General features: G+C 64.0%; 16 protein-coding genes. 3 read left to right on the plus strand and 13 right to left on the minus strand.

What is annotated here, in order from left to right:
• Positions 1-11 precede the first annotated feature (11 nt).
• The 8 genes from uvrC to QRN51_RS00670 all read right to left on the minus strand — a co-directional run bounded on the left by uvrC (position 12) and on the right by QRN51_RS00670 (position 11469).
• Positions 12-2009: an excinuclease ABC subunit UvrC gene (uvrC, locus tag QRN51_RS00635; RefSeq protein WP_284988225.1), complete on the minus strand. Its 1998-nt coding sequence runs from the start codon at positions 2007-2009 to the stop codon at positions 12-14.
• A 56-nt stretch (positions 2010-2065) separates the two neighbouring features.
• Positions 2066-2734 (minus strand): lysophospholipid acyltransferase family protein, encoded by a 669-nt coding sequence (locus tag QRN51_RS00640; protein ID WP_059389285.1) that lies wholly within the window; start codon positions 2732-2734, stop codon positions 2066-2068.
• Positions 2721-3437 (minus strand): HAD hydrolase-like protein, encoded by a 717-nt coding sequence (locus QRN51_RS00645; RefSeq protein WP_284988226.1) that lies wholly within the window; start codon positions 3435-3437, stop codon positions 2721-2723. Before QRN51_RS00645 ends, QRN51_RS00640 begins: the two co-directional genes overlap by 14 nt.
• 100 nt (positions 3438-3537) lie before the next feature.
• A complete protein-coding gene (gene uvrA, locus QRN51_RS00650) occupies positions 3538-6465 on the minus strand; it encodes an excinuclease ABC subunit UvrA (protein WP_059389287.1) in 2928 nt (975 codons plus the stop codon).
• Positions 6466-6530: 65 nt separating this feature from the next.
• On the minus strand, positions 6531-6908 hold the full coding sequence (locus QRN51_RS00655; RefSeq protein ID WP_284988227.1) for a GntR family transcriptional regulator: 378 nt from the start codon (positions 6906-6908) through the stop codon (positions 6531-6533).
• Positions 6905-8716 carry an ABC transporter ATP-binding protein gene (locus QRN51_RS00660; protein ID WP_502870834.1) on the minus strand — a complete coding sequence of 604 codons (1812 nt, stop codon included), beginning with the start codon at positions 8714-8716 and terminating at the stop codon, positions 6905-6907. The genes QRN51_RS00655 and QRN51_RS00660 overlap by 4 nt, the downstream gene beginning before the upstream one ends.
• Before the next feature lie 89 nt (positions 8717-8805).
• The gene (locus QRN51_RS00665) at positions 8806-10551 is read right to left on the minus strand and encodes an ABC transporter ATP-binding protein (protein ID WP_284988229.1); all 1746 of its coding nucleotides are present in this window, start codon (positions 10549-10551) and stop codon (positions 8806-8808) included.
• Between the two features lie 138 nt (positions 10552-10689).
• Entirely contained in the window at positions 10690-11469 is a 780-nt protein-coding gene (locus tag QRN51_RS00670; RefSeq protein WP_284988230.1) for a trans-aconitate 2-methyltransferase, read from the minus strand.
• 57 nt (positions 11470-11526) lie between these two features.
• Between QRN51_RS00670 and QRN51_RS00675 the strand changes: the two genes are divergently transcribed.
• Genes QRN51_RS00675 through QRN51_RS00685 form a run of 3 tightly spaced genes read left to right on the plus strand, consistent with a single transcriptional unit; the run spans position 11527 to position 15909 of the window.
• Complete coding sequence (locus QRN51_RS00675; RefSeq protein WP_284988231.1) at positions 11527-14052, plus strand: DEAD/DEAH box helicase; 2526 nt, start codon at positions 11527-11529, stop codon at positions 14050-14052.
• A 20-nt stretch (positions 14053-14072) separates the two neighbouring features.
• Positions 14073-14570: a GNAT family N-acetyltransferase gene (locus QRN51_RS00680; RefSeq protein ID WP_284988232.1), complete on the plus strand. Its 498-nt coding sequence runs from the start codon at positions 14073-14075 to the stop codon at positions 14568-14570.
• On the plus strand, positions 14563-15909 hold the full coding sequence (locus QRN51_RS00685; protein WP_284988233.1) for an alpha/beta fold hydrolase: 1347 nt from the start codon (positions 14563-14565) through the stop codon (positions 15907-15909). The genes QRN51_RS00680 and QRN51_RS00685 overlap by 8 nt, the downstream gene beginning before the upstream one ends.
• Positions 15910-15925: 16 nt before the next feature.
• Here the strand turns inward: QRN51_RS00685 and QRN51_RS00690 are convergent, their stop codons facing one another.
• The 5 genes from QRN51_RS00690 to coaE all read right to left on the minus strand — a co-directional run bounded on the left by QRN51_RS00690 (position 15926) and on the right by coaE (position 22247).
• Complete coding sequence (locus QRN51_RS00690; protein ID WP_284988234.1) at positions 15926-17281, minus strand: MFS transporter; 1356 nt, start codon at positions 17279-17281, stop codon at positions 15926-15928.
• Positions 17282-17363: 82 nt separating this feature from the next.
• Positions 17364-18398 carry a TerC family protein gene (locus QRN51_RS00695; protein ID WP_059389293.1) on the minus strand — a complete coding sequence of 345 codons (1035 nt, stop codon included), beginning with the start codon at positions 18396-18398 and terminating at the stop codon, positions 17364-17366.
• Positions 18399-18577: 179 nt separating this feature from the next.
• Positions 18578-20665 carry an excinuclease ABC subunit UvrB gene (gene uvrB, locus QRN51_RS00700; protein ID WP_059389294.1) on the minus strand — a complete coding sequence of 696 codons (2088 nt, stop codon included), beginning with the start codon at positions 20663-20665 and terminating at the stop codon, positions 18578-18580.
• A 41-nt stretch (positions 20666-20706) separates the two neighbouring features.
• On the minus strand, positions 20707-21024 hold the full coding sequence (locus QRN51_RS00705) for a hypothetical protein (protein WP_284988235.1): 318 nt from the start codon (positions 21022-21024) through the stop codon (positions 20707-20709).
• 2 nt (positions 21025-21026) lie between these two features.
• On the minus strand, positions 21027-22247 hold the full coding sequence (gene coaE / locus QRN51_RS00710; RefSeq protein WP_284988236.1) for a dephospho-CoA kinase: 1221 nt from the start codon (positions 22245-22247) through the stop codon (positions 21027-21029).
• Positions 22248-22254: the final 7 nt, after the last annotated feature.

Here is a 22254-nt window from a genome sequence, read left to right on the forward strand (position 1 = left end):
TATTACCCTAGCTAAATTTCAAGGATTTCGCCGGTGGTCATGTTCACGGCAGGAGCGGCCTCTCCGGAGGCACCGGCCGCCGCGAGATGGCTGACGACCGCTTCCGCCAATGCCGGGCCGATCCCCTTCGCGGCCGTGAGCTCGAGGGCCGTTGCCGCCTTGATCTTCTTGAGCGAACCGAAATGCGCCACGAGCGCCTTCCGTTTGGCTTCGCCGAGACCCGGAACGCCGTCAAGCGCCGACACCGTCATGGCCTTTCCACGTTTCTGCCGGTGGAAGGTGATGGCGAAACGGTGGGCTTCGTCGCGGATGCGCTGGAGCAGATAGAGCCCCTGGGAGGTGCGGGGCAGGATCACCGGGAAGTCGCTGTCCGGCAACCAGACCTCTTCGAGGCGCTTGGCGAGGCCCACGACGTAGACGTCGTCGATGCCCAGTTCCGCGAGGGCCCGGGCGGCCGCATTCACTTGGGGTTGCCCGCCGTCGACGACGACGAGGTTGGGCGGATAAGCGAACTTCGCCTTGGCACCCGTGAGGGCAGCATCCTCCGACGACGGCGGTTCACCTGTTCCCGGGTGCGGAACTTCTCCGCTCTTGGGAAGCTGGGCGGATTTATCCTGCAAGTAGTGCCTGAAGCGCCTGGTGAGGACGTCGTGCATCGCAGCGGTGTCGTCGCTTGCCGCCGCACCGGTGATGGAGAACTTCCTGTAGTCGGCCTTCTTCGGGAGGCCGTCCTCCACCACCACCATGGACGCAACCACGTTGGTGCCCTGCACATGGGAAATGTCGTAGCACTCGATCCGGAGCAACGGCACGGGAAGCTCGAGCGCTTCCTGCAGTTCCTGGAGCGCCTGGGAACGGACCGTGATATCGCCGGCGCGCCGGACTTTGTGGAGCTTCAGCGCCTGCTCGGCGTTTTCGCGGACGGTGGACATGAGGGCGGCCTTGTCGCCACGCTGCGGCACCCGGATGTCCACCTTGGCGCCCCTGAGGCCGCCGAGCCATTCGAGCAGTTCGTGATGGTTGCTCGGAATCTCAGGGACGAGGACTTCGCGCGGAATACGGCCTTGGTTGTCGCTGTCCTCTCCGTAGACCTGCTGCAAGAGGTGTTCGATGAGTTCCGGAGTGGTGGCGTCTTCGACTTTTTCCACGACCCAGCCCCGCTGGCCGCGCACTCGGCCACCCCTGACGTGGAATACCTGCACGGAAGCCTCAAGGTCGTCGTCGTGCAGGGCGAAGACATCCGCGTCGGTGTCTTCGGAAAGCACGACGGCGTTGCGCTCGAACACTTTGCGGAGCGCGATGATGTCGTCCCGGAGCCGGGCCGCCCGCTCGTAGTCCAGCTCGGCGACGGCGGCGCCCATGTCCTTTTCGAGGCGGGTGATGAAGCGTTTGGCTTCGCCACCCATGAACGAGCAGAAGTCTTCGGCGATGGCCCGGTGCTCGTCGGCGGTGACGCGGCCGACGCACGGGGCCGAGCATTTGTCGATATAGCCGAGCAAGCATGGCCGGCCGCTGGCCTGGGCGCGCTTCAGCACGCCGGCACTGCAACTGCGGACCGGGAAGACGCGGAGCAAGGTGTCCATTGTTTCGCGGATGGCCCCGGCCGTGTATGGCCCGAAGTAGCGGGTGCCCTTGCGGCGCTCCCCGCGCATGACCTGTACCCGCGGGAGCTTCTCCGCCATGCTCACGGCAAGGTACGGATACGTCTTGTCATCGCGGAAGACCACATTGAAGCGGGGCTTGAATTCCTTGATCCAGGTGTATTCGAGCTGGAGCGACTCAAGCTCGCTGCCCACCATGGTCCATTCGACGCTACTGGCCGCGTGCACCATCGCGTGCGTCTTCGGCAGCAAACCCGCCGGGTTGGCAAAGTACGAGTTCAGCCGGGATCGGAGGTTCTTCGCCTTGCCCACGTAGATGACACGGCCGTGCGGATCCCGGAACCGATAGACACCGGGGGTGGTGGGGATTTCTCCCGTCTGGGGTCGATAACTCGCTGGATCTGCCACAGATCCAGTCTAGTAAGGGAATCGCGCTCCCCCGTACGGGCCCGCTTCGCGGAGGGCTACTCCGCGGACTTGCTCTGGTTGTAGCTCGTGGAACGTTCCTGGCCGCTCAATACCGCAATGGCATCCATGATCTTGTCCGTGACTTCGCGCCTGGCCGGCAGGGAATGGTCCGGACCGGTCTTCTCGAAGTACAACGGCTCGCCGACCTTCATGGTGAAATGCTGTGGACGAACGGTGTTCCGGTCCACGGGCTGCAGCTTGTCCGTGCCGATGAGGCCAACCGGCACCACCGGCGCCCCAGTTGTCAGGGCAAGCCAGCCGACACCGGTCCGCCCGCGGTAGAGCAAGCCGTCGCGCGAGCGGGTTCCCTCCGGATAGATGCCGATGCCCCTGCCGTTCTCCAGGATGTCCAGGAGGGTCTTGAGGGCCTGCACGCTGGCCGCCTGCTCTCCGCGTTCCACCGGAATGGATCCAACGGCCTGGAAGAACGCCTTCATCGCGCGGCCTTTGAAGCCTTTGGTGGTGAAATACTCGGCCTTGGCAAAGAAGCCCACCGGGCGCGGCATCAAGGCTTGGACAATAACGCTGTCCAGAAAAGACAAATGGTTCGGGGCCACGATGAAGGGCCCTTCCTTGGGCACGTTCTCCAGCCCGATGACCGTGGGCCGGCAGGTGCTGGAAATCAGTCCGCGCGTGGTCCAGCGGATGACATCAAAGGCTTCCATCGTTCTGCACCTCGCTCAGGGCCGCCGCGCGGACAGCGTCAAGTTCTTCGATCTTCTTCAGCAGCTGCGCCGCGGTGTCCACGACGGCGACGGCGCCTGCCTCCTGAAGTTCGCCGTCGGGCGCAAATCCCCAACTGACCCCGATGCAGTCAAGGCCGTTGGCCATGGCACCGGCAACATCCTGGTGGCGGTCTCCGACCATCACCGCAGGCTGGGAACGCAACGTGGCCAGAGCGGCACCAACGATTGCCACCTTACCCGGAGTTGTATTGGCGGCTATTGACTCGTCGTCCGGCGCACCGCAGATGGAGGCAAAGAAACCGGCAATGCCATGGTGCTCCAACACGGTGTGGGCCAAGCCTTGGGGTTTCTGGGTGGCGACGGCAACCGGCCGCCGCGACTCCGCGAAGAACTGCAGGAGCTCACGGATTCCGGGGTATAGCCGGCTTTGAGCGATTCCGACGGAACGATAATAGCTGCGGTACAGCCCAATGACTTCGTCGACTTTTCCTGTGGGAACCCCGGCAATGTGTTCCAGGGAATCGCTGAGCTTGGGCCCGACCATGGAGTCCAGCACGGCCTGTTCCGGGACACGGAGCCCCATTTCGCCCAGGGCCGCGGCGATACCGCCGGTTATGCCGCCTGCAGGATCGACAAGGGTGCCGTCCAGATCAAAGATTACGGGCACCATTGTTTGAGTCACCGGGTTAGTTTCTCACGAGTTGAGGCATGCCTGAAACTCACATGCCGGCCAGGGAATACTTCGACCACTGCCGAAAAATTCCCCGGCCGTTCACGCAGGGCTAACCGAGAATCTCCGCCAGGAAGGTTGCGGTATGGCTTTCCGTGGACTTGGCAACCTGTTCGGGCGTGCCCGTTGCCACGATCCGGCCGCCGCCTGAACCGCCATTGGGGCCAAGGTCCACAATCCAGTCAGCGGACTTGATGACGTCGAGGTTGTGCTCAATGGTGATGACCGTATTGCCCTTGTCCACCAAACCCTGCAGCACCATGAGCAACTTCCGGATGTCCTCGAAGTGGAGGCCCGTTGTGGGCTCGTCCAATACGTAGACGCTCCGGCCATTCGAACGCTTCTGCAGTTCCGAGGCCAGCTTCACGCGCTGCGCCTCGCCGCCGGAAAGCGTGGTGGCCGGTTGCCCGAGCCGGACATAACCTAGGCCGACGTCGACGAGGGTGTTCAAATGCCGGGCAATGGGGGTGAAAGCGGCAAAGAACTCGGCACCCTCCTCGATGGGCATGTTGAGGACGTCCGCGATGGTCTTGCCCTTGTAATGGACCTCCAGGGTCTCGCGGTTGTACCGGGCACCGTGGCACACCTCGCAGGGAACATAGACGTCCGGCAGGAAGTTCATCTCGATCTTCAGGGTGCCGTCACCGGAGCACGCCTCGCAGCGGCCGCCCTTGACGTTGAAGGAGAAGCGTCCAGGCTGGTATCCACGGACCTTGGCTTCGGTGGTTTCCGCGAAAAGCTTCCGGATGTTGTCGAAGACGCCCGTGTACGTGGCGGGGTTGGAGCGCGGGGTCCGCCCGATGGGGCTCTGGTCCACGTGCACCACTTTGTCGAGGTGCTCAAGGCCCGCCACGGAGCGATGCCGGCCGGCGACCTGCTTGGCACCGTTGAGCTTGTTGGCAAGGACCTTGTAAAGGATCTCGTTCACCAGGGTGGACTTCCCCGAGCCACTGACGCCAGTGACTGCCGTGAAGAGGCCCAGCGGGAACGTTGCGTCAACGTTGTTCAGGTTGTTTTCGCGTGCGCCGATGACCTTGAGCTCGCGCTTCTTGTCATACTTGCGCCGCTTGGCCGGGATGTCGATCTTGCGCCGGCCGGACAAGTAGTCGCCGGTCAGCGAGTCCGTGTTTTCCAGGAGCTCCTTGTAGGAACCGGAGTGCACCACCTGGCCACCGTGCTCACCGGCGCCGGGTCCAATATCCACAACCCAGTCGGCCTCGTGAATCGTGTCCTCGTCGTGCTCGACCACAATCAGTGTGTTGCCGAGATCGCGCAATCGGGTGAGCGTCTCGATCAGACGGCGGTTGTCCTTCTGGTGCAGCCCGATGGACGGCTCGTCCAGGACATACAGGACGCCCACCAGGCCGGAGCCGATCTGCGTGGCGAGCCGGATACGCTGGGCTTCGCCACCGGACAAGGTCCCGGACGGCCGTTCGAGATTCAGGTATTCGAGCCCGACGTCCAAGAGGAATGTCAGGCGCGCCTGGATCTCCTTGAGAACCTGGTGGGCGATCTGGGCCTCGCGGTCGGTGAGCGTGAGGCTACCGAGGAAATCCGCGCAATCACGCATCGGAAGGGCCGCAACTTCGGCGATGGACTTGCCGTTGATCAGCACGGACAGCGACGCCGGGTTGAGCCGCGCACCGTTGCATGCGGGGCAAGGAACCTGCCGCATGTACTCTTCGTAGCGGTCGCGGGCCCAGTCGGAATCCGTTTCGCCGTGCTTGCGGTGAACGTACTGGATGGCGCCTTCGAAGCCGGTGCTGTACTTGCGCTCCCGGCCGAACCTGTTGCGGTACTGGACGACTACTTTGTGGTCCTTGCCGTGCAGCACCGTCTGCCGGACTTCCTGCGGCAGCTTCTCCCACGGGGTGTCCATGGAGAACTCGAGCTCCAGGGCCAGGCCTTCGAGGAGCCGGTTCCAGTACTCCGTGGTGGCAGTACCCAGCGACCAAGGTGCGATGGCACCCTGGTTCAAGGAAAGTTCCGGATTGGGGACAACCAACTCTTCGTCGACCTCGAGCTTGGTGCCGATACCGCTGCAGGCCGAACATGCGCCGAAGGGGTTGTTGAACGAGAAGGAGCGTGGCTCGATCTCGTCGATGGCCAGCGGGTGCTCATTGGGGCAGGCAAGGTTTTCGGAGAAGGCCCGGATCCGGGCTGGGTCTTCGGCGTCGAGATCCACGAACTCGACCAGTACCCGGCCTTCCGCAAGCCGGAGCGCGGTTTCGATCGAGTCGGTCAGCCGCTGGCTGATCCCTTCCTTGACAACGAGCCGGTCCACGACCACTTCAATGGAGTGCTTGAATTGCTTGCCGAGCTTGGGCGGATCGCTCAGCTGGACGAGATCTCCGTCCACCCGGGCGCGTGAGTATCCTTTGGCCGTGAGCTCTTTGAAGAGCTCGACGAATTCGCCCTTGCGTCCGCGGACCACAGGGGCAAGAATCTGGAATCGGGTGCCGGATTCGAGTTCCAGCAACTGGTCGACGATCTGCTGCGGCGTCTGGCGCGTGATCGGCTCGTGGCACACGGGGCAATGCGGCCGGCCGACACGTGCCCAGAGAAGGCGCATGTAGTCGTAGATCTCGGTGATGGTGCCCACTGTGGAGCGCGGGTTCTTGCTCGTCGACTTCTGGTCGATGGACACTGCCGGCGAAAGGCCCTCGATGAAATCCACGTCCGGCTTGTCCACTTGGCCCAGGAACTGGCGGGCATATGCCGACAATGACTCCACGTACCGGCGCTGGCCCTCCGCGAAGATAGTGTCGAAAGCCAAGGACGACTTGCCTGAACCTGACAAGCCCGTGAAAACGATCATTGCGTCACGGGGAAGGTCGAGATCGACGTTGCGGAGGTTGTGTTCACGCGCTCCCTTGACCACGAGCCGGGACAGGTCATGTCTTACGGGCGTGGCAGCTTGCTGCTCGGAAACACTTGCGAAGGATTCGACGGCGGGGACTTCAGCTACGGCTTTAGGCACCCACTAATGCTAATCGAAAACTTCTTCGAATTTCCATGTGGCTTCCCACAGCCTACCGACGGGTATCAATCGGCGTCGTAGGCAGCCGCCAGAAGCTGCACCGCCTCCGCGAAACTGGCGCCCTGCGCTTTGGCCGCCGCCGAGTAGCTCGCAGCCACGGCTGCCAACGCGCTCCAGCGGTCATCCCGGGCGCACACAACTGTTCCGTTGCGGCCACGGGTGGCCACTACTCCAGCAGCTTCAAGTTCTTTATAGGCCCGGGCCACCGTGTGGGGGGCGACATCCAATTGTTCGGCCAAGCTGCGCACCGCGGGGAGCTTGGTACCGACAGCCAGGATGCCGCCGTCGGCCAACTCGATGACGCGGAGCCGAAGCTGTTCGTACAGCGCGACGGTACTGGACTGATTGGGACGCCACGAACCGGGAAACTCAAGCGGGCTCATGATGCTTCCCTCTCTCCTTGCCCGGCGCGGTGCTTCGCGGACCTCACCGGCATCGCGGCGAGTTCGCCGCCTCCGGCGGCAAACTGCGCTTCATGCAAGTGGGCGTAGTGCCCGCCAAGCGCCAACAGCGAATGATGCGTGCCGTGTTCAACGATCCGTCCGTGGTCCATGACGAGAATTAGATCAGCGTCGCGGATAGTGGACAAGCGGTGCGCGATGACGAATGACGTCTTGTTGCTCCGGAGCCGGTGCATCGCTTGGCGGATAAGGACTTCGGTGCGGGTATCCACCGAACTTGTCGCTTCGTCCAGGATCAGGATGGGGCGGCCCGAGAGCCGTGCGCGCGCGATGCTCAGCAATTGCCTCTGGCCCTGGCTGAGGGGTTCACCTCCGTTGCTGAGCATGGTTGAGTACCCGTTGGGCAGCGAGCGGACAAAATGGTCGACGTGGCTCGCCTCGGCTGCGGCCACGATCTCGGCCTCGCCGGCGCCCGGAAAGCCATACTCGATGTTCTCCCGGATGGTGCCGGTGAAAATCCACGGATCCTGGAGAACGACGCCGAAATTCCGGCGGAGTGCGTCGCGTCCCATGCCCGCGATGTCAACGCCGTCGATGGTGATCCGTCCGGAGCCGAGTTCGTGGAAACGCATGAGGAGGCTGACCAGTGTGGTCTTCCCGGCTCCGGTGTGCCCGACAATCGCAACTGTCTGTCCCGGTTCCACCTGGAAGGACAGGTCCTCGATGAGGGGCGCATCCGGCCGGTAGCTGAAGGAGATGTGTTCGAAGGCAACGCGCCCCGAGGGGGCATCAAACCGCGCGTCAAACCGCGACTCAAGGCCCGGACCGGAGTCGGCGCGGGCATCTGCGCCCTGTTCCGCACGTTCCCCTGTCAGTTCGGCGGCGTCCAGCAGCTCGAAGACCCTGCTGGCGGAAACCGCGCATGATTGCAGGACCTGGGCCATTCCGCCGATCTGGCCCAGCGGCTGGCTGAAGAGGCGGTTGAATTGGATGAACGCTTGAATGCCCCCGATACTCATCGCCCCGGCGAGGAACTGCAGGGCACCGACAATGGCAACCCCCACGTAGCTGGCGTTGGACACGAAAGCCATGAGGGGCACCAGCAACCCTGAAGCGAACTGTGCCTTGGAACTGGCCGCGTAAAGCCCGTCGTTGTGATCAGCGAAGCGGACCGCCATCGATGACTGGGCGTTGAAAAGCTTGATGGTCTCGTGTCCCGTGGCTGTCTCCTCCACAAGCGAGTTCACGTCGCTCGTGGCTTCCCACTGCCGGACGAAGTATTTCTGCGAGCGTCGGGTCACGATAATCGACGCCAGCGCCGAAACCGGAACGGCCAGCAGGGACACGACGGCGAGGAGCGGCGAAAGCAGCAGCATCATCACGAGCGAGCCGATGACCATCAGTGTTGAGGTCAGGAGCTGGGAGAGGAGCTGGTTGAGCGTCTGCGACACGTTGTCGAGATCGTTCGTCGCGCGGCTCAGCACGTCGCCCCGGGAGCGGCCGTCGTAGTAGGCCACGGGAAGGCGATGCAGTTTCCCTTCCACGGCTTCGCGGAGGTCGTGTGCGAGGCGCTGGACGGCGAGGGCGTTGAGGCGGCCCTGCGCCCAGCTAAGCAGCGACGTGACGCAATACATGCCTGCGGCCAGGAGCAAGAGGAAGACGAAGCGCCCGGCGTCGAACTGCGCGCCGAACACGGCGGCGGCGATGACGTCGGTGGCGTCACCGAGTATTTTGGGTGCGGCGACATTGAGCGTGACAAAGCCGCAGATGCACAGGATCGCGGCGGTCATGATTCCCCGGGAGGGCTTCATCAAGCCCACCAGGCGGAGGAGCGACCGCGACGGTTTCGCTGGAATGGCGAGGTGTTCGCCTTCGCTGCTCACGCGGCGTCGTCCGTTTCCAGCTGGGACGCTACGATTTCCCGGTAAGTTTCCGAGGACTCGAGAAGTTCGGCATGGGTTCCTTGTGCCACCAGGCGGCCCTCGTCGATGAGCAGTATCTGGTCCGCCGACACCACGGTGTTGATGCGCTGGGCGACAATGATGACGGTCGCCCCCCGGAGTTCCGGTTCAAGCGCGGCCCGGAGCTTTGCTTCCGTCACCGTGTCCAACGCAGAGAAGCTGTCGTCAAACAAATAGACGGATGCAGGGCGCAGAATGGCGCGGGCTATGCATAAGCGCTGCCGCTGGCCGCCGGACAGACCGGCGCCGCCCTGGGACAACATGGTCTCCAGTCCTTGCGGCAACTCGTTCACGAAATCCGCGGCCTGGGCCGTCTCAAGGGCATGCCACAATTGCGAATCTGTCGCGGAAGGCAAGGAAATCCGCAGGTTCTCGGCGATGGTTCCGCGGAACAGCCAACTCTCCTGGGGCACGACGCCGAGCTGGTTGCGCAAGGCATTGAGCGGAACGGCCGCGATGTCCCGGCCGTCGAGCGAGATACTTCCACTGCTCACCTCAAGCAGCCTCGGCACAAGGCTGACGATGGTCGACTTGCCGCTTCCCGTGGAGCCGATGACCGCGGTCGTGCTTCCCGGAGCCGCGTGGAATGTGATGCTTTCCACTACTGGTGTTTCGGCTCCAGGGTAGGCGAAAACGACGTTGTCGAAGCGCAGGCCTTCAGCCCGCGAGGGGCGTGCCACCATCCCGCCGGCAGTGTTTCCCGGCTGCGTGATTTCTGATTCCGTGTTGAGCACTTCGGTGACGCGTTCAGCGCTGACAGCCGCCCGGGGGGCCGTGCTCAACACGTACATTGCCATCATGATCGCGAGGAGGATCTGCATGATGTAGGCGATGAACGCCGTGAGCGCACCCAGCTCCATGTCTCCCGCGATGATGCGGTGCCCGCCTAGCCAGACCACGCCCGCGGATGAAAGATTGACCACGGTCATGACGAGGGGAAGCATGGCCGCGACAATCCTGGCCGAACGGAGATTGTTCCTTGTCAGTGCGTCGTTGGCGGCCTCGAACCGTTTCATCTCGAACGGCTGGCGGACGAACGCACGAATGACCGCGGTCCCCAGGATCTGTTCCCGGAGGACGCTATTGATCCGGTCCACCAAGCCTTGGCCCTCGCGGTACAGCGGGACGAGCTTGCGGACAATCAACAGCATGATGGCGAGCAACACGGGAACGATGGCGAAAACGATCCAAGACAGGGCAACGTCCTGTTCGACCGCCAGGATCACGCCTCCGATGCCCATGACGGGCGCCGCCACCAGCATGCCGAAAACCAGGACCGTGATGTTCTGCAGCTGCAGGACATCATTCGTCGTCCTGACCACGAGGCTGGCCGGTCCGAAGGCTGCGACGTCCTGGTCGGGCAGGGAATGAATCTTGTCGAAGAGTTCCTGCCGCAGTCCGCGGCCGACCTTCATGGCGACAATCGCTCCGAGGTAGCCGGCGAGCACCGCGGCGAGCACCTGGATCACCGTGAGGACCAGCATCCAGGTACCCAGGCGCAGGATTACCTCGCTGTTCCCGGCGACCAGGCCGTCGTCGACGATCTTCGCGTTGAAGGTGGGCAGGAGGAGTGTGGCGCCGGTCTGGACGAGCTGCAGGAGAACGATGGCCAGCACGTGGGGCTTGTAGGGGGCGAGGCGCTGCAACAGCAAGGATGCCAGCACACTGCCTCCAATCGTTGGCCTCCGGAGCAGCGGATTCCACACGATGCCACCCCGAGATCGCGTTGCCATTGTAGTTCAGAACACAGTGCGAAACCTTGTAAACGCGGCACTTCCGGCGTCCTTTGGACGCGGGCCCGCTCAGCCTCGTTTTTGTGCCACCGCAAAAACCCTGCGGAAGGCAAACACTGTTCCGTGCCGGCCCCGCGGATAGGCCTCGCGGAGCGCGGCTGCGTAGTGGTTTTCGAACTCGCGTGCTTCGTCTTCGGGAAGCCCTGCGAGCACTGGACGCAGGCCGGTCCCGCGCACCCACTCCAGTACCGGATCGGCTCCCGGCAGGAGTTGCTGGTAGGTGGTTTCCCAGGCGTCGGCGTCGCATCCGGCGTCGAGCATGATCCGCAGGTAGTCGGCCGGTTCGCCCACGGCGTCGTCATGGCGGAGCACGCCGGACAGCCTTCCGGACCATTCCGGCGAAGCGGCCAGTTCGCGCATGAGCACGTGGGACGGCGCACCGAAGTTTCCGGGGACCTGGAGCGCAAACCACGCGCCTGGTTTCAGAGCTTCGAGCCACCCGGCGAGCATCGTCAAGTGGCCCGGCACCCATTGCAGCGCCGCGTTGCTGACCACGACGTCGGTGTCCGCTTCCGGTGCCCATCCGGCAATGTCTGCCTGCACGAACGAAAGACCCGGTTGCGCGGCAGCGAGGACTTGGGCTTTTGCCAGCATTTCGGCTGAGGAGTCCAGCCCGACGACGGCGGCGCCCTGCCATCGCGTCGCGAGGGTCGCCGTCAAGTTCCCCGGACCGCAGCCCAGATCCACGACGTGCCGGGGGTCCTCCGCCAGAATCCTCGACGTCAGGTCAAAAAACGGCCGGTCGCGGTGATTGCCGAACTCGATGTACTTGGCTGGATCCCACTTCACTGCATCCTCCATGGTCGGTCCCCGTGGTCTGCTCCACCCACACTAAGCTGGAAGGCAATGAAACTTCTTGAGCAGCTCCCCGACGGCGGACGCGTTGACCCGGACGAAATCTACACACGCTTCGTCGCCTGGACGGAGAGCCGCGGACTTCAGCTCTACCCCGCCCAGGACGAGGCCATCATGGAACTCGCGTCGGGCGCCAATGTCATCCTGGCAACCCCCACCGGTTCCGGAAAATCCCTCGTGGCGATCGCCGCGCACTTCGAGGCGATGTCCCGCGGCTTGCGCAGCTACTACACCGCCCCCATCAAGGCCTTGGTCTCGGAAAAGTTCTTCGCGCTTTGCGACATTTTCGGAGCAGAGAACGTCGGCATGATCACCGGAGATTCGGGAGTCAACCAGGATGCGCCGATCATTTGCTGCACCGCCGAAATCCTCGCCAACATCGCTTTGCGCGAAGGCAAGGAAGCCGAGCTCGGCACGGTCATCATGGACGAATTCCACTTCTACTCCGATCCCCAGCGCGGTTGGGCGTGGCAGGTGCCGCTCCTGGAGCTCCCCCAGGCCCAGTTCCTGCTGATGTCGGCCACCCTGGGAGACGTCAGCCGCTTCGAAGCCGGCCTGAGCGAACTCACCGGACGGTCCACTACCACCGTGAGTTCGGCCGAACGGCCCATCCCGCTGCACTATTACTTCCAGGAAACACCGGTCCACGAAACCCTCGAAGAACTGCTCAGCACCAAGCAGGTTCCCGTGTACGTGGTGCATTTCAGCCAGGTCGAGGCCATCGAGCGGGCCCAGAACCTCATGAGCGTCAACATGTGCACGCGCGAGGAGAAGGACAAGATTGCCGAGCTGATCGCGGGTTTCCGGTTCGCCGCCGGCTTCGGCAAGACCCTGAACCGGCTGGTCCGCCATGGGATCGGCGTCCATCACGCCGGCATGCTGCCCAAGTACCGCCGCCTCGTTGAGCAGCTGGCACAAGCAGGACTCCTGAAGGTCATCTGCGGCACCGACACGCTCGGGGTCGGGATCAACGTTCCCATCCGCACTGTCCTCCTGACGGCGCTCAGCAAGTACGACGGCGTCCGCACCCGCCTGCTGAACTCCCGGGAATTCCACCAGATCGCGGGCCGTGCCGGCCGGGCGGGCTACGACACGGCCGGAACGGTTGTGGTGCAGGCTCCCGAACACGTGGTGGAAAACGCGAAGGCTATGGCGAAAGCCACCGCGAAGTTCGGCGACGACCAGAAGAAACTGCGGCAAGTGGTGCGGAAGAAACCGCCGGAAGGCTTTGTCTCCTGGGGCCAGCCCACCTTCACCCGTTTGGTGGAGTCCGTGCCGGACCCGTTGACCTCGAGTTTTACTGTGACGCATGCGATGCTGCTCAACCTGATGGAGCGCCCCGGCGACCCGTTCGCCGCTGCCCGCCGTCTCCTCACTGAGAACCACGAGGCACGGCCCGCCCAACTGCAGCTCATGAAGAAGGCCCTGAGCATCTACCGCGAGCTGTTGGCAGCCGGAGTGGTTGAACGCATTCCCGAGGCCGAGCAGGAGAAAGAAGGACGATCCGTCCGGCTGACCGTTCACCTGCAAGCCAACTTTGCCCTGAACCAGCCGCTTTCACCGTTTGCGCTTGCCGCGCTCGAGCTCCTCGATCCGGAGTCGCCGTCGTACGCCTTGGACGTCGTGTCCGTGATCGAAGCGACCCTCGAGAAGCCCCGGCAGATCCTCTCTGCGCAGCAGAAGAAGGCACGCGGCGAGGCCGTCGCCGCGATGAAGGCCGACGGCATCGATTACGACCAGCGCATGGCGATGCTTGAAGAGGTCAGCTACCCGCAGCCCCTCGCGGAGATCCTGGGCGAAGCGTTCGAGGTGTACCGCAAGGCCGCACCCTGGGTGGGCGACTTTGAGCTGGCTCCGAAGTCGGTGGTCCGCGACATGTATGAGCGCGCCATGAATTTCGGTGAGTTCGTGCAGTTCTATGGGCTGGCCCGCTCCGAGGGAATCGTGCTGCGGTATTTGGCCGACGGCTTCAAGGCCCTGCGCCAGACGGTCCCGCAGGACGTGCTCCGCGAAGACCTCGAGGACCTCATCGCCTGGCTGGGTGAACTGGTCCGCCAAGTCGACTCCAGCCTGCTCGACGAGTGGGAAGAGCTCACCTCCGGGGTGGCTCCGACGCCGCACGACGCTCCACCTCCCCCGCCGCCGTCGCTCACGTCCAACATCCGCGCCTTCCGGGTCATGGTCCGCAACGAAATGTTCCGGCGCGTTGAGTTGTTCGCGGACGAGGATGCGGCTGCCTTGGGCGAGCTCGACGCCGGCAGCGGCTGGGATGCGGAGCGCTGGGAAGACGCTTTGGACGACTACTTCGACGAGCACGACGACATCGGAACCGGCCCCGATGCCCGGGGCCCGGGACTCCTTATGATCACGGAGGAACCCGGCATCTGGCGGGTGCGGCAGATTTTCGATGACCCGGCCCGCAACCATGACTGGGGCGTTTCCGCCGAAGTGGACCTGGCAGCCTCGGACGAGAGCGGCACCGCCGTGGTCAGGGTGACCTCGGTCAACCGCCTGTAGGCGCCTAGTAAGCTCGAATCATGAGTGTTGTCCGCCCAGCCACAGTGTCCGACGTCCCCGCGATCCTGCAGATGATCCATGAGCTTGCCGTCTACGAAAAAGAGCCCGACGCCGTGAAGAACACGCCGGAAATGCTCACCGAGGCCTTGTTCGGCGAGAATCCACGGGTGTACGCGCACATGGCGGAAAACGCGGCAGGAGACGTCCAGGGATTCGCTTTGTGGTTCCTGAACTACTCCACGTGGGAAGGCGTCCACGGCATCTATCTCGAGGACCTCTACGTCACGCCCGATGCCCGGGGCGAAGGCCACGGGAAGGCGCTCCTGCAGCACCTGGCCGCCACCGCCGTCGAACGCGGTTATGCACGGGTGGAATGGAGTGTCCTGGACTGGAACGAACCGTCCATCAACTTCTACCGCGGCCTCGGAGCGGTGCCCATGGACGGCTGGTCGACCTTCCGGCTGACCGGCGAAGCGCTGGGTGCCTTCGGCAGCGACAAGGTCATGGCTCGTGGCTGAGCGCGTGGTTGAGGGCGTGGCGCACACCATCCGGGCACGTCACGAATTCCGGGGCGTCCGCACCACCGAACACTTCTTCGCGGTCCCCCTCGACCATTGGGCGTCCGCAGGTGTGGAAGCCGACAACACCGCGGAAACGATCACCGTCTTCGCGCGGGAGTTCGTCTCCGCCGAGCACTCGGAGGAGGACACAGCCCGGCTACCGTGGTTGCTCTACCTCCAGGGCGGGCCCGGCGGACGCGGAACCCGGACCACCTCCCTGTCCGGCTGGATGAAGGCTGCCGCGAGGAGTTTCCGCATCCTGATGCTGGATCAACGCGGCACGGGCCTGTCCACGCCGGCGGACCGAAATACCTTGCCGCTCCGGGGCGATGCCGCCGCACAGGCAGACTACCTCACGCATTTCCGGGCGGATTCGATCGTGGCCGACGCCGAACTCATCCGCAAGACCCTCGGTTCGGAACCCTGGACCGTCCTGGGCCAGAGCTTCGGCGGTTTCTGCGCGCTGACCTACTTGTCCTTCGCGCCGGAAGGTTTGAGCGAAGTGCTCATCACGGGAGGTCTGGCGCCGCTGGAAGGTCCGGCCGAACGCGTCTACAAGGCGACTTTCCAACGGGTCGCGGAACGCAACGCGGAATACTTCGGGTGGTACCCGGAGGACCGCAAGCGGGTCACCCGGATCGCGCGGCATCTGGAATCGACGGACGAGCGGCTGCCCAGCGGAGAACGCCTCACCACGGAACGCTTCCAAATGGTGGGATCGTTCCTGGGCGGGAACGCCCGCGTGGATGCCCTGCACACCCTCCTGGAGGACGCCTTCGTGCCGTCTCCCGCGGGCGAACGCCTCTCCGACGCCTTTCTGGAACAGGTCTACGGCCTCGTTTCCCGGGCATCGAATCCCCTGTACGCGGTCTTGCACGAGTCCATCTACGGACAGGGGCAGGCGACCGGCTGGGCGGCGTGGCGGGTGAGCGGGGAGTTCCCCGAGTTCCATCCCGACGCCGCGGAGCCGCTCCTTACGGGCGAAATGGTCTACCCCTGGTACTTCGAACAGGATCCAGCGCTTGTGCCCCTGCAGGAAGTGGCTGCGCTGTTGGCCGGCAAACAGGACTGGAAACCGCTCTACGATGTGTCCCGGCTGAAGGCGAATACTGTGCCGGTCGCGGCAGCTGTCTACCGCGACGACATCTATGTGGACTTCCAGCTATCCATGGAAACCGCGGCCGCCGTCCGCGGACTGCAGGCCTGGATCACAGGGGATTTCCATCACGATGGCATCGGCGAGGACGGGGAAGGAATCTTCAACCGGCTCCTGGGGATGGTGCGCGGCAAGAACTGAGGTTCTGCTGTTCAGCTCAGCCCGCCGGCCGTACTGCCGGACGCTTCACCGAAGCCGCGACGACGGCCAGCACGACGACGGCCACGGCACCGGAAGCCATGTTCAGACCCTCGTAGCCCACCCAGCCCAGCACGAGCCCGGAGAAGCCTCCGCCCAAGGCACCGGCAGCCCCCATGAGTGTGTCTGAGACTCCCTGGACGATGACGCGTTGCTGCCGCTCGACGCTCTCGGCCAACAGGGTGGATCCTGAAATCGTCGCGGCCGACCACCCTAGGCCGAGCACGACGAGCCCCACCGTGACCAGGGCCGGGTCCTGCTGCCCGAAGCCGGCCACGGCGACAGCCACCGCCAGCAGCACGAAGCCCAGCACGATCGTCTGGATCCGGCCCGCCCTGTCAGTCAGCCACCCCATCAGCGGCGACAAAGCGAACATGCCGGCGATGTGGAGGGAAATCGTAAATCCAATGATCACCAGGGCGTCGGTACCCATGGCGTGGCCGCCCTCGTGACCCACATGGCCCCCAACCGGCGCGGTAGAGACGAGCTCCTGCAGGTGCAACGGCGTCATCGACATGACCGCCACCATGATTCCATGCGCCGCAACCACCGCAGTCAGGGCCAGTTTGGCGCGCGGAGACGCCCGCACGGCCTGGAATCCGGCAGTCAATGAACGACGTCGGGGCCCTCCTGCTTCGGCACGGGCGCCAGCGCTTCCGCCGTCGTCGTGCGTCCCCTCGGCCAGGCGCCTTGCCAGCAACAGCGGGTCGGGGCGCAGTGCGGCCATCAGTAACACCGCGGCCAGAAGGAGGCTGGCAACCGAGAAGACGAATGGCCCGGAGATTGCGGGCAGGCCCAGAGCTTCGCCCACCGCAGCGCCAGGTTGGATGAGGTTCGGACCGGCCACGGCGCCGATGGTGATTGCCCAGACCACGGTTGCAAGCGATCGTCCGCGGCGCTCCGGTGCGGCGAGATCGACGGCGGCGAATCGCGCCTGGAGGTTCGATGCCGTGCCGAGACCCAGCAGGGCTGCACCAAGGAGGAGCACCGCGAAAGCCCCCGTAGCCGCCGCGATAATCATGAAGATTGCCCCAAGCATCGCGGCCAGGAGACCGGTGACGAGCCCGGCACGGCGCCCCCTGCGCTCGGCAAGACCGGCCAGGGGCAAAGCAGTGACGGCACCGGCGAGCGTGAGGATAGTGGTGACCGATCCCGCCCAGGCGCTCGATCCACTGAGCTGGACGGCAAGCAACGATCCGATGGACAGGGTGGCGCCGTTGCCCACACCGCTCAGCAGTTGTGCGGTGCTCAGCAATCGGACTGTGCGTCGCTGTACTGCTGCCGGATCGAGGGTCATCGGAGAGGTCAACGCCATGCCAAGAGCATATCTCCGCCAAACGCTGAGCCCCGGCCACAGTAAGGGCCGGGGCTCCGAAACGTTCCGCAGTTGACCCGTGTTAGTTGCCGCTGACTTTGTTCATGCTCTTGCGGGAATCTTCTTCGAGCCGGGCATCCAGCTTGGACTTGCTGCCCGCCGGGGTCAGGAGGCTCGCGACAACCGCCACGACGATGGTGCCGAGGATGACCGCGAGGGACACATAGGTCGGGATCTCCGGAGCCCATTCGATGTGGTGGCCGCCGTTGATGAAGGGCAGTTCGTTGACGTGCATGGCGTGCAGGACCAGCTTGACGCCGATGAAGGCGAGGATGATCGACAATGCGTGCTTGAGGTAGATCAGCCGGCTCATGAGTCCGCCAAGCAGGAAGTACAGCTGGCGCAGGCCCATGAGGGCGAAGATGTTGGCGGTGAAGACGATGAAGGCGCTCTGCGTCAGTCCGAAGATGGCCGGAATGGAGTCCACGGCGAACAGGAGGTCCGTCATGCCGATGGTCACGAAGACGATCAGCATGGGAGTGAACAGTTTCTTGCCGTTGACCGTTGTCCGAAGCTTGCCGCCGTCGAACTTCTCCGACATCGGGACAACTTTTCGGATACGGGCGATCAGCGGGTTTTCGGCACCGTCTTCCTCGTCTTCGCCGTTGTCCGTGGCTTGCTTCCACGCGGTCCAGAGCAGGAACGCGCCGAAGATGTAGAAGACCCAACTGAACTGCTCAATCACCACGGCACCCAGGGCAATGAAGATACCGCGCAGGACGAGGGCGATGATGATGCCCACCATGAGCACTTCCTGCTGGTACTTACGGGGCACGGAGAACCGCGCCATGATGATGATGAAGACAAAGAGGTTGTCGATACTCAGGCTGTATTCGGTCACCCAACCGGCGATGAACTGGCTGCCATGCTCCGGGCCGGCAAAAGCGAACATCGCTCCGGCGAACACCAAGGCGAGGGTGACGTAGAAAGCGACCCAGAGGCCTGCTTCCTTCATGGAGGGTTCGTGCGGACGCTTGACCACCAGGAGAAGGTCGACAAGGAGGATGATTCCGAGAACGACGAAGGAGCCGATCTCAAACCAGGCGGGGAGTTGCATCTAAAATGCCTTTCGCAGGTACGCCAAAACGGCGTAAGTCTCTCCGACCTGCCTGCGTCTCCATGCCCGAAGGCAACAACGCTCAAACGGCGATCCGCTAGGCCCGGCGAGGCGTCTGTGCCTTGCGTGTTGACGGACGTAGCGCTTGGGATACTCCCCTACGTAGGCCCAACTTTACCCTAAGCGTGCCCGGCGGACTGCATTTGGCGGAGTTCGCGCTTGAGGTCGCCCACCTCGTCACGGATCCTAGCAGCGATCTCAAATTGGAGCTCAGCGGCAGCCGCGTGCATCTGCTCGGTCAGCTGTTCGATCAGGCCCACGAGGTCTTCGGCCGGCGCCGCGGCCAGGCCATCTTGCCGGACCTTCGAAGCGCCCTTGCCCTTGCCGGTCCGGCCGCCCTTTCCGGCTGCGGCGAGCAACTCGCGGGTGTCGGCGTCTTCGCGGGCAAGCTGATCAGTGATGTCCGCGATCTTCTTGCGCAACGGCTGGGGATCGACCCCGTTGTCCGTGTTGTATTTGACCTGGATTTCCCGGCGGCGGTTGGTTTCCTCAATGGCCTTCGCCATCGAGTCCGTGATCCGATCGGCGTACATGTGGACCTGGCCCGAGACGTTTCGGGCGGCGCGCCCGATGGTCTGGATGAGGGAGGTGGCCGAGCGGAGGAATCCTTCCTTGTCGGCGTCGAGGATGCTGACAAGTGACACTTCGGGCAGATCGAGGCCCTCTCGGAGCAGGTTGATGCCCACCAGGACGTCGAAGCTGCCCATGCGGAGCTCCCGGAGCAGTTCCACGCGACGGAGGGTGTCGACGTCGGAGTGCAGGTATTGGACCTTGACCCCATGGCCCAGCAAGTAGTCGGTCAGGTCCTCGGCCATCCGCTTGGTCAAGGTGGTGACCAGGACGCGTTCGTCGCGCTCCACGCGCGTCCTGATTTCGCCAAGGAGGTCGTCGATCTGGCCTTTGGTCGGCTTTACGATGACTTCGGGATCGATCAGTCCGGTAGGGCGGATAATCTGTTGGACGAACCCGTCGGCCTTGCCCAGCTCGTACTTGCCGGGGGTCGCGGAAAGATAGACGGTCTGGCCCACCCGTTCCAGGAATTCATCCCATTTGAGCGGCCTGTTGTCCATGGCCGAAGGAAGCCGGAAACCGTGGTCCACGAGTGTGCGCTTGCGCGACATGTCGCCCTCGTACATGGCGCCGATCTGTGGAACCGTGACATGGGATTCGTCAATGACCAGCAGGAAGTCGTCCGGGAAGTAGTCGATGAGGCAGTGCGGGGCCGTGCCGGAGCCGCGGCCATCGATGTGGCGTGAGTAGTTCTCGATGCCGTTGCAGAAACCCATTTGCTGCATCATCTCGAGATCGTAGGTGGTGCGCATGCGCAGCCTCTGGGCCTCCACCAGCTTGTTCTGGCCTTCGAGGACCTTGAGCCGCTCCCCGAGCTCGTTCTCGATGGCGGTAATGGCGCGGGACATGCGTTCCGGACCGGCGACATAGTGCGAGGCCGGGAAGATGTACATCTCGGTTTCCTCGCGGATGACGTCGCCCGTTACCGGATGCAGAGTATAGATGTTCTCGATCTCGTCGCCGAAGAACTCGATGCGCAGGGCCAGCTCTTCGTACATCGGGATGATCTCCACGGTATCTCCGCGGACCCGGAACGTGCCGCGGTGGAAGTCCATGTCGTTGCGGGTGTACTGCATGCCGACAAACTTGCGCAGGAGATCGTCCCGGTTCATTTCGGCGCCCTTGGTGAGCGTGACCATCCCGGCGATGTATTCTTCCGGGGTGCCCAGGCCGTAGATGCACGACACGGTAGCCACCACAATGACATCCCTGCGGGTCAGCAGCGCGTTGGTGGCCGAGTGCCGCAGCCGCTCCACCTCCTCATTCACGGAGGAGTCCTTCTCGATGAAGGTATCCGTCTGGGGGACGTAGGCTTCGGGCTGGTAGTAGTCGTAATAGGAAACGAAGTACTCCACCGCGTTGTTGGGCAGCAGCTCCCGGAACTCGTTGGCGAGCTGCGCGGCCAAGGTCTTGTTTTGGACCATCACCAAGGTGGGACGCTGCACTTGTTCGATCAACCAGGCGGTGGTGGCACTCTTGCCCGTACCGGTGGCGCCGAGCAGGACGACGTCTTTCTCGCCGTTGTTGATCCGTTCGGTCAGCTCCGCGATTGCGGCCGGCTGGTCACCTGCCGGCTTGAATTCGCTGATGACCTCAAAAGGCGCGACCACACGGTTGATCTCCTGGGCAAGACTCATGAATCCAATGTACCCCCGCCCGCGGACAGTTACTGTCCGCGTTATCCGGTGGAACCGTCACCTCCGCCTGGCCTGGTCCAACCGTCGTCGAGTCGCCCCATGATGGAACGGAACATCTTGACGGCGAACCACACTCCTGCCCCAAGCCAGGCGGTCCATGCCAACCAGAAAGCTGTGCCCGGCACGAGGACGCGCCACGTCGCCGGCTGCGTTCCAGCGACGAACTCCTCGCGGCCGCCGGCAAGGAACCACAGCAGCGCGGCCCCGGCCATGAGGACGACGCCGCCCCACGCCAACGCACGAACGGCGCCGAGCCGCTGTCCCTCAAGGTGCGGCGTGATTCTCCGTTTCGGGGCCATGCCTAGCCTTGCGCCATGGAGTACGACGGCGGCTGCCAACCGCTGCTGCTGGCCCAGGCATCCATGAGCGGCCACGCGACCTCGGTGAACCAGGGCTCCTTGGCTTCCGCATACGCCAGGGTCCGGCCGTCACCGGCGTACTGCGCGGCAAGCTCTTGCTTCAGGGCCGCATACATTGCCACGGCCTCGGGGTTGGCGCGGAGCCAATCCCGGAACAACAACGCATAACGCCAGCCCGGGCTTCCAAGCACCCGGACATGGACATTGGCTGCCCGCCCGGGGTCCGCGTTGGCATGGAAGCGCTTTTGCCATGCCGATGGATCCAAGTCCGGTGGCTTGGGTGTGTCACGGGCAGAGGCCTCCCGCAACGGGAAACCTGCCTCGCCCAAGACCCCCGCTATCCGGTCTGCGGCTTCAAGCGAGGACACATTGACCTGCAGGTCGATGATGTCTTTTGCAAGAAGGCCGGGTACCGACGTCGAACCGATGTGGTCTGCGCCCAACACCTCCGGGGATGCCCGCCGGATCCGGGCAAGCAGCCGCCCGGCCTGGGCCGGCCAGTCGGGGTTTGGCGGCCGCAATACAGGTCCGCCGGCTCGTGGGGCCGGACGGCCCGCCGCGAGGTTGCGGGCAAACGGCACCAATCGTTCTTCCCAGAGAGTTTCCACCAGCTCGGTGACTTCCGCCACGGTTCCGGAGTTGTCCAACACGATGTCGGCCGCGGCCAGCCGTTCATCCCGGCTGGCTTGCGCGGCCATCCGCGACACCGCGTCCTCCGCTGTCATGCCTCGGATCTCCGTCATGCGCCGGATCCGTTCCTCGTCCGGCGCATCGACGACGAGCACCAGGTGGAAGCTGCTTCCCTGCCCGGTTTCGACCAGGAGTGGAATATCCTGGACGACGATGTCGCCGGGTTTCGCGGTCGCGAGCATCGCCGCAGCCTTCTCCCTGACCCGGGGATGGATGATCGCGTTGAGCGCTTCGCGGCGATCCGACTCGGCGAACACGATCGCGCCGAGGCGTGCCCGGTCAAGGCGCCCCTCGGCGTCGACGATGTCTTTACCGAACTCGGCCACGACGTCCGCCAAGCCCGGAGTGCCCGGCTCCACGACCTCGCGGGCCAGCGCGTCGGCGTCAATCAAGACAGCGCCCAACTCCCTCAGCCGGGCGGACACGAGCGATTTGCCGGAGGCGATCCCGCCGGTAAGTCCAATCTTCAGCACCCCTCCA

It is taken from the genome of Arthrobacter sp. efr-133-TYG-120 (assembly GCF_030209785.1).
Taxonomy (GTDB): domain Bacteria; phylum Actinomycetota; class Actinomycetes; order Actinomycetales; family Micrococcaceae; genus Arthrobacter.